This is a genomic window from Flavobacterium noncentrifugens (genome assembly GCF_900100375.1).
Classification (GTDB): domain Bacteria; phylum Bacteroidota; class Bacteroidia; order Flavobacteriales; family Flavobacteriaceae; genus Flavobacterium; species Flavobacterium noncentrifugens.
In genome coordinates this window covers 993,582-1,007,971 of the sequence record NZ_FNEZ01000002.1, presented here as the reverse complement: position 1 = coordinate 1,007,971, position 14,390 = coordinate 993,582, and the positions used below count along the sequence as shown (strand labels likewise).

Sequence of the window (14,390 nt, the reverse complement as noted above, 5' to 3'; positions counted from 1 at the left end):
TATGAAAATCGCCATATTCAGTACAAAATATTACGAAAAAGAATACCTCAATAAACACAATCCCAAAGGCCTGCACGAACTTACTTTCTTCGATGTTGCGCTAAATTCCCAAACTGCGAATTTAGCTTCAGGATTCGATGCGGTTTGCGTACAGCTTACCGATATTCTAGATGCAGCAACAATTGACTTATTATCGCAATACCAAATCAAACTCATTGATCTCAGAAGCGCCGGATTTGACAATGTTGATGTGAAAGCCGCAGCAAAAAATAACATCAAGGTCTTTCGGGTTCCCGCCTATTCTCCCCAAGCGATTGCCGAGCACGCAGTTGCCCTGATTTTGACACTTGACCGCAAAACCCATAAAGCCTATAACAGGGTCCGGGAAAATAATTTTTCGCTGCAAAACCTCATGGGTTTCAACCTTTACGGAAAAACCGTTGGTGTGGTTGGTACCGGGAAAATCGGATCGGCATTTTGCAACATCATGCTGGGCTTTGGATGCACGGTTTTGGCGCATGATATTGTCGAATCTAAAGTACTGATAACTAAAGGCGTTGCCTACACTTCACTTGATAAGTTATTTCAAACCTCAGATATCATTTCGATACATTGCCCACTTACACCAAATACGAGGCATTTGTTTGATAAAAAGGCTTTTGAAAAAATGAAAAAGGGCGTCATGCTCATCAACACCAGCCGGGGTGCCCTGATCAAAACCGCTGATGCCATCGATGCGCTTAAAAACGGCATGATTGGCTATCTTGGAATTGATGTGTATGAAGGCGAAGAAAAAATATTCTTTAGGGATTTGTCGTCAACTATTGTTCCCGACGATCTCATTGAAAGGCTGATGTCATTCAATAATGTACTCATTACACCGCATCAGGCATTTTTTACCAAAGAGGCTCTAGATGAAATTGCTCGGATCACGCTGTTGAATTTTACCGATTTTGAAAATGGAACCGCTTCTGAAAATGAAATCCGGTAGTTAGTCATTCCCGAATTTTTAAATAAGTAACGCCTATCACTTTTTTGTACGCGTACTATCATTTCCAGCCTTGGGCATTAAACGCAACTTTGACAACAAATCTTTAATACTTAAGAAATGAAAACCAACGAAGAGTTACAAAAGGAAGTGGTTGATGCCATTAACTGGGAACCATTACTCCAAGCAGCCGAAATTGGCGTGATGGTCAAAGATGGCATAGTTACACTAACGGGTTCGGTTAACAGCTACGCCAAAAAGGGTGAAGCCGAACAGGCGGCCAAAAATGTTTCCGGTGTAAAGGTAGTGGTAGAAAAAATCGAAGTCATACTCAACAGCCAAACCCAAAAAACAGACCAGGAGATTGCGGTCGAAATCGTAAATGCATTCAAATGGCACTGGGATATCCCCGATGGTAAAGTGCAGGTGAAGGTAGAAAACGGCTGGGTTTCCCTTACAGGTGAACTCGAATGGAACTACCAGAAAGAAGCGGCTGTCAAAGCCGTAAGCGTGCTTATTGGTGTAAAGGGAATTACCAATAATATCATGATCATCACTTTATCTAAAGACAATATCGAAAAAAAGGGCATTGAGGACGCCATTAAGCGTAACGGGCATATCGACGACTCGGGTATCGAAGTGGAAGTTCTCAATAATACCGTCACATTAAGGGGCATCGTCGATTCGTGGTACCAAAAGAGCGAGAGTGGCCGCATCGCCTGGAAAGCACCTGGCGTCACAAAAGTGGAAAATGATCTTGATGTCGATTTTGAAGAATAACAAAGAACAATCCGATGAAAACAACGATCAAACTTTCAGGTGCCGACCGCGAAAACGCAGCAAATGAACTGGCCAAAATCCTTGCAGATGAATATGTCTTGTTCACAAAAACGAAACATGCCCATTGCAATCAAAACAATGCGGAGTCTTACGACAAACATAAATTCTTTGAAACGCAGTCTGACGAACTCAACACCATGATCGATAGTGTCGCAGAACGCATCCGTAGCCTTGGCCATTATGTCGATGCGATGTTGAAGGCTTTTCTGAGCGTTACGCGGTGTACCGAACAAAACAGGAATAAAAACCAAAGCCACGGATTCATGAAAGAATTGCTATCCGACCACGAGAAGCTTATTGTGGCATTAAAAGGAAATGTCCCTGTTTTTGCAAATGATTATAAAGATGCAGAAACCAGTAATTTTCTTTCAGGTCTTGTCGAAAATCATGAAAAGATGGCCTGGTTCCTCAGGACACATCTCAATTAAAATAAGTAGTATGAAATATAAAAACACATCCGGGTTATTGATCGCTTCAATATTGTTCTTAAGCATTATCAATAACATCACTGCACAGGCAAATTTCAAAATTGAAGACTCGAGGGACAATGCCATGAAATTGTCGGGCACTTCGACATTTCACGACTGGACCATGCAAACGGGTACTTTTTCAGGTAATGCACAGTTTGGGCTCGAACCTGGTAATTATATCACAGCCCTGCGCTCACTTGAATTTTCGCTACCGGTGCTCACGCTGAAAAGTGGTGAAAAAAAACTGGACAAGAATGCCTACAAAGCATTGAAAACAAAACAGTTCAAAGACATCCTGTACAAGTTGACCTCAGCCAAGGTAACCGCTGAAAAGGACTATAAATACCAAATCAAAACCACAGGAAATCTTACAGTAGCCGGTGTGACCAAAGAAGTAGTTATTGATATATTTTGCATGGCCAATAAAAACGGGAGCATTACCTGTGAGGGAAATTATAAGATAAATATGGGAGATTACAATGTTCAGGCACCGAATTTCATGGGCGGGCTGATGACCACGGGTGAAGGAGTAACGCTCGATTTTTCCATGCGCTTTGAAAGATAAAGACAAAAAATTATGAAAAAAAAATTATATCTGCTGCTCACTATTTCAGCACTTACGGCACATGCGCAACAGACACCCATTCAATATTTTCGCAGCAATGATCAAACCGGCCTTAATGTTTTTGAAACAACAAAAAAAGACACCACAGCCTACACCGGTTTCAAACTCAAAATGGGTGGCAATTTCACGCTGGATTTTCAAGGCCTCAATCATCAAAACAGGGCAATACCTTTAGTTGTTGATGGCGTAAATACAAACCAGCTGGTCAATATAACCAACGGTTTTAACCTGGCGATGGCCAATTTAAACTTAGATACACAACTCGACGATGGCATACGCATGAACTTGACAATCTATCTGTCGTCAAGGCATCATGAAGAAACCTGGGTTAAGGGCGGCTACATCCAATTCGATAAACTGCCTTTTCTCAAAAACCAATTCATCGACGATGCGATGAAAAATATCACCATTAAAGTGGGCGCCTACGATGTGGATTATGGCGACCAGCATTACCGCAGGAGCGACGGCGGAAATGCGATTTACAATCCGTTTATTGAAAATTACATCCTTGATGAATTTGCCACTGAAATTGGCGGCGAGGTTTATTACCACCACAACTCAGGTTGGATGGCGATGGTCGGACTTACCAACGGCGCACTGAACCCAACGGTGGTAGTGTCGACAAAAATCGATGCAAAAACCGGCGAATTGAACAAACCCACGCCTGCCTTTCATGGCAAATTGGGCTATGACAAACAAATCATCAAAGACCTGCGAATCAGGCTTACTGGATCTGTGTATGCTGTAAAACGTGCCGCAAATAATACACTGTTTGCTGGCGACAGGACTGGGTCGCATTATTTCTATGTACTCGAAAACACGACCGCAACAGCGGTTGACAATTTTAAATCAGGAAGGTTCAATCCCGAATTCAGCCAGGAAGTCACTGCTTTTATGGTCAACCCTTTTGTGAAATTCAAGGGATTTGAATTATTCGGAACCTACGAAATCGCCGATGGGCGCAAAATAACCGAAAACGATACACACCAGATCAGGCAATCTGCAGTCGATTTGATTTACCGCTTCCCGGAAGGAAAGGAAAATTTCTGGATTGGCGGACGTTACAATACGCTAAAAGCTTCCCCTCTAAATCAAGCTCCTGTAACGATCAATCGCGCAGTGGCTTCAGCAGGATGGTTTTTGAACAAGAATATCCTGATGAAAGCAGAATATGTCAATCAGGAATATAAAAATTTTGCTCCTGACGACATTCGCTATGGCGGAAAATTCAACGGCTTCATGATCGAGGCCACGGTTGGATTCTAAAAATAAGCGGAGAAGAAAAACAAACGATAGCGAGCAATTCCATATTGATGAATCGGTTTTGTTTGTAACAAAAATTGTAGGACTTAATATAAAGATCATGGAAACAAATTGGCTCATTTTATCAATTGCAGGTATCGCAGTTTTAGGATTGATGGTTTACCTGATCCGGGAAAACAGAAAAGACGAGAAGACATTCGAGAAAGATTTAGACCACGCGCCGGAATACAATGAAGAAGATTCCGAATTAAACAATGAGGATTAACCAATAGAAAAAATGGAAAAAATTAATATGGACAGCCTGATCACGGTGCTTGATGCATTGGAAACAAAAGGCTTTACAACGCAATTTGAAGTCAGCCATTTAAAACTATTGTCACTAAAGACTGAGAAACGTTTCGCTCCGGATCAGGTAAAAATTATTCATTTTTATCGTTTTGAAGGCGAATCCAATCCTGATGACGGTGCCATCCTTTACGCGATTGAAACCAATACCTATGAAAAAGGAACATTGGTTGATGGCTACGGACCAACGTCTGATAGCACGAAAGCAGACTTTATGAAGCAAGTCGCAAACATTCAAAAATAACACAAACCATCATGAAACATATTGCCATCTATATCCTTTTTGCCATATCAACATCTTTGATCATGATGAATAGGTATTCACCCTTGTATATCAACAATTCAACGGTTCATTTTACTGTGCTCTTTATTGCTGTGGCCTCTTTCATTATTATGGTTGGGCATTTTTTCGGCAAATTAAAAAGTAACCGGTCTATTCTTTTTACTTATCTGATGGTTGGCGTGCTGTGCTATTTAAAATCGTTCCTAACCTGGGGCGGTGACTGGAAAACACAGACGGTCGTTTACCAAAACACAATAAATCCGAACCGTACAATCGAATTTCAAATGCGTGGGGATCGTTTTGCCTTTGGCTACAAAAAAAGAATCATTGAAAGGCTCAAGATTATCCCGGCATTCGACTGGACAACAGATATAGACACCACTGCCATAAATCCTTTGCAATGGGAGCGGCTGGATCTGGATGTCAATGAAATGAAATTTGCTCCAGAAAAATAAATTAGACCTATAACACTTTTATAAAAAAGCCATGAAAAAAATACTGGTTACAACCGATTTTTCAAACAATTCCAAAGCCGGGATCCGATTCGCCATTCAATTGGCATCACAATCTGCGTGTGAGCTCATTTTCTATCATGTTGACGACCGGTCTGATTTTGAAGTATGGACAGAAAGCACGTACAACCAGCCCGAGAGTTTCAGAAATGCCGGTCAGCAAAAAAAGCTCCGGGAATTCGTATCGGCAATCTACGAACAAGAAGAAAGGCCGCAGGAACACGTGGATTGGATCATTGACAACAAACCCTTGGCTGATGATGCGATTGTCCATTACGCCAAAAAAATCGAGGCCGATTGTATTTGCATGAGCACCAGAGGCGGCGGGACCATTGATAAATTTCTTGGAACAAATGCTTCGGCATTGATTGCCACTTCAAACATCCCGCTATTGATCATCCCACACGCCTACCGCAGCAAACCCATGGAAACTTTGCTGTATGCATCAGATTTTGAAAACCTGGAGGTTGAACTTAAAGCCATAGAAAAATTCACCAACCAACTCCACATTCCAATTCAGGTTTTCCACTATGATTACAATTTGGAAGATGAAAGTGTCAAAAAAAGATTGGACGAAATGGCGCTTAAAAATCAACGCCACGGCATTACTTTTCATTTCAAAAAGTTCCATGCCGAGCTTTCTTTGCTGAGCCATCTGCAAAAAGACATCCACAACTCACGACCATCAATAATTGCGATGTTTACCAAGCAAGACCGAAACTGGTTTGAGCAGTTATTTTTATCAAGCAAAACAGCCGAATTGGGCTTTGACACCAAAACGCCATTGCTGGTATTTAAAAAGTAAAAAGACTCCTAAAATGCCCGAAAATAAATTCCATACCAACGGTTTGTCAGATGCCCAAGTCCTTGAGGCAGCGAAAAAGTATGGACTGAATGTATTGGATTACAAAAAGCCCAACCGTTTCAAGATTTTCGTGCTGGGTTTTTTCAAAGAACCGATGATGATTTTGCTGTTGGTATCAGCAACCATCTATTTCATCAGCGGGAAAATTTCGGATGGTATTTTTTTAGCGGCGGCAATCATTTTGATTTCGGCTATTTCCTCGTTTCAAAATGCGAGAAGCCGCAATGCACTGGATAAATTAAAGGATTTTACAAAACCCAAATGCAAAGTCATACGCAACGGGATTGTTACTGAAATAAAAACTGAAGAAGTCGTTATTGGCGACAGCCTGCTCGTAGAAGAAGGCGTTTCAATTCCGGCAGATGCCACAATCATCCATTCCAACGATTTTTCGGTCAATGAATCGATCCTTACCGGGGAATCACTGGCAGTCAACAAAGACAAATCCTCAAAAGACAACATTATTTTTCAAGGCACAACTGTTTCAGGCGGGCTGGCTGTCGCGATTGTCATTGCTATTGGTAGCGGCACAAAATTGGGAAAAATTGGCACAAGCCTCGAATCGATTCTAGAGGAAAAAACACCTTTGGAGATGCAGATTGGCAATTTTGTAAAAAAAATGGCTGTTGCGGGCGCACTTGTTTTTCTGGTAGTTTGGGGCATCAATTATTATCATTCTTTAAATGTATCCGACAGTTTACTCAAAGCCCTGACACTCGCGATGAGCATTTTACCAGAGGAAATTCCGATCGCATTTACCACATTCATGGCAATTGGCGCCTGGCGCATGATCAAAGACGGAATCATTGTCAAGCAGATGAAAACCGTTGAAACACTCGGAAGTGCCACGGTAATTTGCATCGATAAAACCGGCACGATTACTGAAAATAAAATGAGCCTGGCAAAAATCTTTACCTTACCATCTGGAATAACCGACTTGGATAGGAAACTTTCTGCGGATGAAAACCGGCTTATCACGATGGCCATGTGGGCCAGCGAACCCGTTCCGTTTGACTTTATGGAAATTGCACTGCACGACGCTTATTCTAAAAATACTCCGGAGGACGCCCGACCTGATTATCAAATGATACACGAATATCCGTTATCGGGAAAGCCGCCGATGATGACCCACATTTACGAAAACAAATCGGGAAACAGGATTGTTGCGGCTAAAGGAGGAGTCGAAGCCTTCATCACAACTGCAGTACTTTCTCCATCTGAAAAAGAAGCCATTCTACAAGCCGTCAAAACCTTGTCTTTCGAAGGATATCGTTTGCTGGCGGTAGGCCAAGCGGAATTCGTCGGCGAAAATTATCCAAAAACCCAACAAGAATTCCCATTTGAATTTTTAGGACTTTTGGCTTTTTATGATCCTCCAAAAAAGAATATTGCCTCGGTGTTGCAGCATTTCGAAAAGGCCGGGATTAAAGTAAAAATCATCACCGGCGACAATGCCGGGACTACGGCTTCCATTGCAAAGAAAATCGGTTTTATTGGATATGATAAAAGTATTTCCGGTGACCAGCTGATGCAATTGCCAGAAAAGGAATTGCAGGAAACCGTTTCAAAAACAAACCTGTTCACACGGATGTTTCCTGAAGCAAAGCTAAAGATCATCAATGCGCTCAAAGGCAATAATGAAATTGTAGCCATGCTTGGCGATGGCGTAAACGATGGGCCGGCGCTCAAGGCGGCGCATATCGGGATAGCGATGGGCAAAAAAGGTACAGAAATAGCAAAGGAAGCCGCTTCTTTAATTTTGATAAATGATGATCTTTCAAAAATGGTCGACGCCATTGCAATGGGCAGGAAAATTTATGCCAACCTAAAAAAAGCGATTCGGTTTATCATTTCAATCCATATTCCGATTATTCTGACCGTATTCCTGCCGTTGGTGCTGGGCTGGAAATATCCCAACATCTTCTCGCCTGTTCACATCATCTTTTTAGAACTGATCATGGGACCAACGTGCTCGATCGTGTATGAAAACGAACCCATCGAGAAAAACACCATGGATCAGAAACCACGGCCATTTTCTGAGACTTTTTTCAATTGGAAAGAACTCTCAACGAGCATCATACAGGGATTGGCAATTACCGCCGCAAGTTTGATGGTTTTCCAATTTGCCGTTTCTAAAAACTACGATGAAGCCACCACCAGAACCATGGTTTTTTTGGTATTGGTAACGGCGAATGTATTTTTGACGTTGGTAAACCGCTCGTTCTACTATTCTATTTTTACGACATTGCGATATAAAAACAATTTGGTCTTTTTAATTACGGGCGTCACAATTTCCATTACTGCATTGATACTGTATGTCAAACCGATGAATGCCTTTTTTGATTTTAATTATCTGGAGTACAATCAGGTTTTGGTAGCAATTGGTGCAGGTGGCATTTCGGTGCTTTGGTACGAATTGGTAAAACTTTGGAAACGCCATTTTAAAACCGCATGACCATGGCAAAAGTAACCGCTGGAATGATCCATCTTTCGCTTCTGGCCTTTTTGGGCCTGAGTGCCATTGGCGGAGGCGGCGCTTTGATCCTGTCGCCCTCGGGTAAATTACTGGGCGGCTTGCCATTGCAAATCCTCAAACATTCGCCATTTTTTAACTTCCTGATTCCTGGAATCATCTTGTTTGTCATTTTGGGGATTTGGCCGATTGTGACGGTATGGGCATTGATTAAGAAACCCGCATGTCCATCTGCAAACCATCTCAATTTCTTTAAAGACATGCATTGGGCATGGGCCTTTAGTATCTATATCCCATTTGCGCTCATCATCTGGATACAGGTTGAAACTTTTATGATACAAGGCGTCGGGTGGCTTCAGACGTTTTACATGCTCTATTCCATTCCGATGCTTATTGCCGCATTGCTGCCGCAGATCAGGAATAAATATAGAATTACAACAGCACCTACCAAAAAATAGAAAATGAAAACTACCTTCTTATTGATAAGTATTCTGACAGGGCTTATTTTTTCCTTAAATAAGGATGTGATAAAAACACCATCAAGTGTATCGGATTCCGTTTGCCATATTGATAGTACGAAAATTGATACCTTTCTAAATACTTATCCTGCCTTTAAACCTTACAGATTAGAAGTAATTCGGTTGTACCAAAAACGTGATTGCTTTATCTGGTATGATTCCACCGGACTGATTCCGCTCGCGCAAGTTTTGTTTCAGCAGGCGAATAACATTGGTCTGGAAGGAGTGCTACGGGAAATGCCCTACAGGGAAATTTATGAAAACATGCTCAACACGCGGCTACAAAAAGCCCCACTGATTGAAGAAGAACTGATGATGAGTTGCCTGTATTTTTTCTATATTAAAAATGTATTCCAAGGCCTTGATGTAAAACAAATCAGGGAAAATAATTGGTATTTGCCGAGCGAAAAAACAGCCTATATTTCCTTGTTAGACACACTTGTAGTAAATCCCGAATTATTAGTGAAGGAAAACCCAAAAATCTTCCCCCAATATTACAACCTTCGAAAAGCCCTTTATAAATTTCGGGAAATCGAAAATAAGGGTGGATGGAAAAGGATTCATATGCCATCGAACATCAAAAGTTTAAAACCTGGCGATACTGCAGCTACTGTCGCCCAGATCAGAAGCAGGCTTTTTGCTGAAGGTTTTTTAACGAATGACACCAATGGAGGTAAGTTTGATAGCGAATTGCTCGATGGATTATTGAAATTCCAAACGAGATACAACCGAAACATCGACAGCCTGATCACACCTAAGCTGGTAGCCGATCTGAACATTCCAGTTCGCCAGCGAATTGAAACCATCGCAGTAAACATGGAACGTTGCCGCTGGATTACGCCAATGGTTTCTTCATCTGAAGAATACATAGCAGTTAATATTCCTTCCTACAGGTTGCACTATTTCAGGGATGGAAAGACCATCTTGTTGTCAAGGGTTGTTGTTGGAAAAGAACTTCACAAAACCATCGTGTTCAGCGGTATGTTAAGTTACATAGTTTTCAGGCCATATTGGAATGTGCCCAAAAGCATTCTTGATAAGGAAATCAAACCAGGTATACGTAAAAATGCAAACTATTTAAAAAACCATAATATGGAATGGGCTGACGGACAAGTAAGGCAAAAGCCCGGAAAAAATAATTCACTGGGTTTGGTAAAATTTATGTTTCCCAATACCAATAACATTTATTTGCACGACTCTCCAGCCAAATCCCTTTTCAGTAAAGAAGGCCGTGCGTTTAGCCATGGCTGCATCAGGGTAGAAAAAGCGAAAGAACTTGCAATCGCCATTACAGAAAAAGATTCCCAATGGTCTGCTCAAAAAGTAAGCAATGTAATGGAAGGAAATATTACTAAAACTTACACGCTCGGAAAAAAAATTCCGGTTTACATTGGCTATTTCACGGCATGGGCTGACGCGGAAGGAAATGTTGCCTTCTATACCGACATCTATAAACGTGACAATCAACTTTTGAAAGTGCTGCAACCTACCAATTAATTCAAAAATTCACTTTATGTACAAAGCCCTAAGCGATACAAATGATAAAAAAATCAAGGTTCCTGCTTTGGCTGTTTCTATTGTTGTATTTTTCCTTTTGCTATATTTCCCGGTTTTTGAAGATCCACAGCCTCAAAAAGCATTTGCATTATTGGTTATGGTTGCCATTTTGTGGATGACAGAAGCCATTCCGCTTGCATTAACCGGTTTAATGATCCCGGTGGTGGCTATAGTATTGCAAATCGTTAATACTGGCGAAGCTTTCCGTGGATTCTCCCATCCTATACTGTTTTTATTTATGGGAGGATTCGTGATTGCCGGTGCGTTGACCCGTTACGGCCTTGATAAATTACTGGCCCAGAAACTGATTGCCCTTGCCAAGGGAAATTTTTACAAATCGGCCATCCTGCTAATGTTTGCCACTTCCATAACAGCCTGCTGGGTTAGCAATACCGCTGCAACAGCCATGATGATTCCTTTAGGATTAGGGCTGCTGTCACTATTAAAAAAACACATTTTGACCGCTGAATCAAAATTTTTAATACTCGGCATCGCCTATGCGGCCAATATAGGCGGCGTGATAACGATGGTAGCCTCGCCACCAAACGCTATTGGGGCAGCCATTCTCGGACTGTCATTTTCGACATGGATTAGGTATGCAATTCCTGTCTTCCTGCTTACCTTTCCGGTAATGGTTGTACTGTTAACCCTATATTTTAAGCCTGATAGAAAGATGCGCATCGACGAAATGGTTGTTGTGATGGCTCAAAATGCGCCGATAAAGACCATTGGAAGCATATTTGCTTTTACAGTAACATTATGGGTGTTGGACAGTACCATTTCCCCATTACTGAAAATACCGGATGGCTTTAGCTCGTTGGTGGCAGTTATGGCTATTTTTTTGCTGTATATTACTCAGGTTCTAAAATGGAAAGAAATAATCAAAAGCATTCAATGGGATGTTTTATTGCTGTTTGGTGGCGGGCTCACACTTGGCATGATCATCGACCATAGTGGATTGGGTATCATACTGGTGAATAAGGCGGCGCATTTGATCACCGTTGTCCCGTTATTCCTTTTCCTATGGATTATTGTCATTTTTAGTATCGTCTTGACCGAATTTATGAGCAACACTGCGAGTGCCGCACTAATTCTGCCGCTGCTTTTTACCTTGGCAACCCATTTGCAAGTCAATCCGATGGTATTGGTTTTCCCGGCGACCATTGCTGCATCCTATGGTTTTATGCTGCCTGCAGGAACGCCGCCCAATGCGATGGCCTTTGCAACTGGGTTGGTTCCGCAAAAGGACATGATGAAAATCGGGTTAGTCCTGAATCTCGTTTTTTCAATAATACTGACATTGTTTTTCTATTTTATTTTCTAGTGCAATCAATTCCTGTACTTCCTGGTCAGCTTTAACATCCTGAGCTTGATGCTGTCATAGATCAGGCCCAACATCAAAGCGACGACGCCAAACAACAATACATGCAATCCCATCTGTGAATAAAAAATACCACCAACAACTCCGCCTGTAAAAAAGAAACCGATAATGGTAAACCTTAATTTTATAGAAGTAAAAAGTTTCTTCCTGAGTAAAATTTCCCTGATAAAGAATAATTGAGACAATTCAATCCCAAGATCTGTAAACAAGCCCGTAAGGTGCGTGGTCCTAACTGTTGCATTAGAGATTCTCGTGACCAGCGAATTTTGAAGCCCCATGGCAAAAAGCAGTGTAAAAGCAATCCCGTTGGGGTTTTCTAAAATCAAATCGGCTCCAAATACCGCCACCACTAATAAAATCATCCCCTCAATTGCTGTTGGAATGATATAGGTATAATTGCTGTTTCTTCTGGCAATATATTCAACAAGAAAACCCGACAAAAATGACCCTGAAAAAAAGAAAAAAATGTACAAAAAGTAAATTAAACCCTGCCAGAAGTCCAATCTAAAAACTTCATCTAAAAAGAATGCAAAATGTCCTGTGACATTTGTGGTAAGCTTATGTATTGCTAAAAAACCTGCGACATTCACAATCCCTGCGACAAATGAAAGCAATGAGGCAATTTGAAGATTGTGGCTTGTCGTTCTTTTCCTGCCTTGGTGCGTAAACATTTATGAAGTATTTTAACCTGTTAAATGATTTCAGAATCATGAAATCACAAGTTAAGGATTTTCCATCCCCATCAATTATTTAAAATCATCTATTTACTTTTTTATATTTAAAAGTTCAGACAAAAATTTAGACAGTATCGAATTTAAAAACTGCTAATTTTGACTAAGCGAAATGTACAATTGACTTTATGCCAGACATTCCGAGCAAAAAAAGAATTTGGAAGATTTGAAAATCAGCACCAAATTTAGAATCGTTCTTTGATCATTCCTAATACAGTAGAATAATTTTAAGCTTAACTTTATCTGAAATTTATTGTCAATAAAACTCGCTCCAAGAATGCTTGATGCACTTGATAAATTTCCTAAGATTAAAGAATTCGAAAATAATTTATCCAATGAAAACCGAAGACCATTACATCAACAGAAGCGGTTGGCTTCGTGCCGCAGTACTCGGCGCAAATGATGGTATTCTATCAACCACAAGTTTGGCCATTGGCATTGCAGCAGCAAGTACTACAAGAGATCCAATTGTCCTGGCAGCTGTAGCAGGTTTGGTGGCTGGTGCTTTGTCAATGGCTACTGGCGAATATGTTTCGGTAAGCTCGCAATCAGACGTTGAAACTTCAGATCTGGAAAGGGAAAAAAGAGAGTTGTCTACCATGCCCGGGGCAGAACTTCAGGAGTTGACCCAAATATACATTGATCGTGGCCTGAAGCCTGAAATCGCAAAAGAAGTAGCCATACAATTAACACAACACAATGCATTGGAAGCGCATGCACGCGATGAACTCGGAATCAACGATATGACACAAGCCAAACCTTTGCAGGCAGCTTTTGCTTCAGCCGCAGCCTTTATTGCTGGCGGTCTCCTGCCATTAGCCGTATCCATATTTGCACCTGTGGCAGAAATGATTTACTATCAATATGGGTTCTCCATCATTTTTCTCGCATTCTCAGGAACATTAGCAGCGAAGGCCGGTGGGTCAAACAGGAAAAAAGCGGTATTGAGAATATGCATCTGGGGAACGTTTGCCATGGCAGCTTCTGCATTGGTTGGCTATCTTTTTGATGTGAAAGGAATTTAGTTTTAAGCAGATTTTAAGAAAGCATCCTAATAAATTTTAACAACATTCGTTAATATTAACATCAACAAAATTTAAGCAACCTATGAAATTATTTGCCCTGCTGTTACTCTTTATTATCCCGATACAATGGGAGCCGAGTTTTGAAAATGCAAAAAAAACAGCAAAAGAAAAACACGAATTGATACTGCTCAATTTCTCTGGTTCCGACTGGTGCGGCCCTTGCATCGTTTTGCGGAAAGACTATCTCGAAAGCGACGTTTTTACCAATATGGCAAATGACCACTTGGTACTGGTAAATGCCGATTTTCCTCGGAAAAAGAAAAACATCCCAGCATCCGAAGTCGTGAAAAGAAATGAAGCGTTGGCCGAAATTTACAACAAAGAAGGCAGTTTCCCTTTCACGCTTTTGCTTGACGCCAATGGGAAAGTACTCAAAACCTGGCACGGAAAACCCGAAATTTCGCCCGAAGAATGGACAGCCCAAATCAAAGCCGTTTGCGAGGCCAACAAATAA

16 protein-coding genes are annotated in these 14,390 nt (G+C 41.2%); 15 read left to right on the top strand and 1 reads right to left on the bottom strand.

Annotation, left to right across the window (positions count from 1 at the left end):
• The first annotated feature begins 1 nt into the window (after window position 1).
• The 13 genes from BLS32_RS09280 (at window position 2) to BLS32_RS09225 (ending at window position 12,063) form a co-directional block, all read left to right on the top strand.
• On the top strand, window positions 2–991 hold the full coding sequence (locus BLS32_RS09280) for a 2-hydroxyacid dehydrogenase (protein WP_091394434.1): 990 nt from the start codon (window positions 2–4) through the stop codon (window positions 989–991).
• Window positions 992–1,108: 117 nt separating this feature from the next.
• Window positions 1,109–1,768: a BON domain-containing protein gene (locus BLS32_RS09275; RefSeq protein WP_091394431.1), complete on the top strand. Its 660-nt coding sequence runs from the start codon at window positions 1,109–1,111 to the stop codon at window positions 1,766–1,768.
• A 14-nt stretch (window positions 1,769–1,782) separates the two neighbouring features.
• Entirely contained in the window at window positions 1,783–2,256 is a 474-nt protein-coding gene (locus BLS32_RS09270) for a Dps family protein (RefSeq protein WP_091394429.1), read from the top strand.
• 10 nt (window positions 2,257–2,266) lie between these two features.
• A complete protein-coding gene (locus BLS32_RS09265; RefSeq protein WP_170227554.1) occupies window positions 2,267–2,863 on the top strand; it encodes a YceI family protein in 597 nt (198 codons plus the stop codon).
• A gap of 12 nt (window positions 2,864–2,875) precedes the next feature.
• Window positions 2,876–4,189 carry a hypothetical protein gene (locus BLS32_RS09260; protein ID WP_091394424.1) on the top strand — a complete coding sequence of 438 codons (1,314 nt, stop codon included), beginning with the start codon at window positions 2,876–2,878 and terminating at the stop codon, window positions 4,187–4,189.
• Between the two features lie 97 nt (window positions 4,190–4,286).
• Window positions 4,287–4,451 carry a hypothetical protein gene (locus BLS32_RS18450; protein ID WP_170227553.1) on the top strand — a complete coding sequence of 55 codons (165 nt, stop codon included), beginning with the start codon at window positions 4,287–4,289 and terminating at the stop codon, window positions 4,449–4,451.
• 12 nt (window positions 4,452–4,463) lie between these two features.
• On the top strand, window positions 4,464–4,775 hold the full coding sequence (locus BLS32_RS09255) for a hypothetical protein (protein ID WP_091394422.1): 312 nt from the start codon (window positions 4,464–4,466) through the stop codon (window positions 4,773–4,775).
• Window positions 4,776–4,786: 11 nt separating this feature from the next.
• A complete protein-coding gene (locus BLS32_RS09250) occupies window positions 4,787–5,269 on the top strand; it encodes a hypothetical protein (RefSeq protein WP_139171724.1) in 483 nt (160 codons plus the stop codon).
• Window positions 5,270–5,300: 31 nt separating this feature from the next.
• Window positions 5,301–6,131, top strand: a complete 831-nt coding sequence (locus BLS32_RS09245; RefSeq protein ID WP_091394417.1) for a universal stress protein — start codon at window positions 5,301–5,303, stop codon at window positions 6,129–6,131.
• A gap of 13 nt (window positions 6,132–6,144) precedes the next feature.
• Complete coding sequence (locus tag BLS32_RS09240; protein ID WP_091394414.1) at window positions 6,145–8,646, top strand: cation-translocating P-type ATPase; 2,502 nt, start codon at window positions 6,145–6,147, stop codon at window positions 8,644–8,646.
• A gap of 2 nt (window positions 8,647–8,648) precedes the next feature.
• Window positions 8,649–9,122 (top strand): hypothetical protein, encoded by a 474-nt coding sequence (locus BLS32_RS09235; RefSeq protein WP_091394756.1) that lies wholly within the window; start codon window positions 8,649–8,651, stop codon window positions 9,120–9,122.
• A gap of 3 nt (window positions 9,123–9,125) precedes the next feature.
• Window positions 9,126–10,679 (top strand): L,D-transpeptidase family protein, encoded by a 1,554-nt coding sequence (locus tag BLS32_RS09230; protein ID WP_091394412.1) that lies wholly within the window; start codon window positions 9,126–9,128, stop codon window positions 10,677–10,679.
• A 16-nt stretch (window positions 10,680–10,695) separates the two neighbouring features.
• On the top strand, window positions 10,696–12,063 hold the full coding sequence (locus BLS32_RS09225) for an SLC13 family permease (protein ID WP_091394410.1): 1,368 nt from the start codon (window positions 10,696–10,698) through the stop codon (window positions 12,061–12,063).
• Window positions 12,064–12,068: 5 nt separating this feature from the next.
• On the opposite strand, the gene BLS32_RS09220 is transcribed toward BLS32_RS09225, so the two are convergent.
• The gene (locus tag BLS32_RS09220) at window positions 12,069–12,791 is read right to left on the bottom strand and encodes a YoaK family protein (RefSeq protein ID WP_091394407.1); all 723 of its coding nucleotides are present in this window, start codon (window positions 12,789–12,791) and stop codon (window positions 12,069–12,071) included.
• 395 nt (window positions 12,792–13,186) lie between these two features.
• Between BLS32_RS09220 and BLS32_RS09215 the strand changes: the two genes are divergently transcribed.
• Both BLS32_RS09215 and BLS32_RS09210 read left to right on the top strand, forming a co-directional pair.
• Entirely contained in the window at window positions 13,187–13,876 is a 690-nt protein-coding gene (locus BLS32_RS09215; RefSeq protein WP_091394405.1) for a VIT1/CCC1 transporter family protein, read from the top strand.
• A gap of 82 nt (window positions 13,877–13,958) precedes the next feature.
• Window positions 13,959–14,390, top strand: coding sequence for a thioredoxin family protein (locus BLS32_RS09210; protein ID WP_091394402.1), 432 nt, complete (start codon window positions 13,959–13,961; stop codon window positions 14,388–14,390).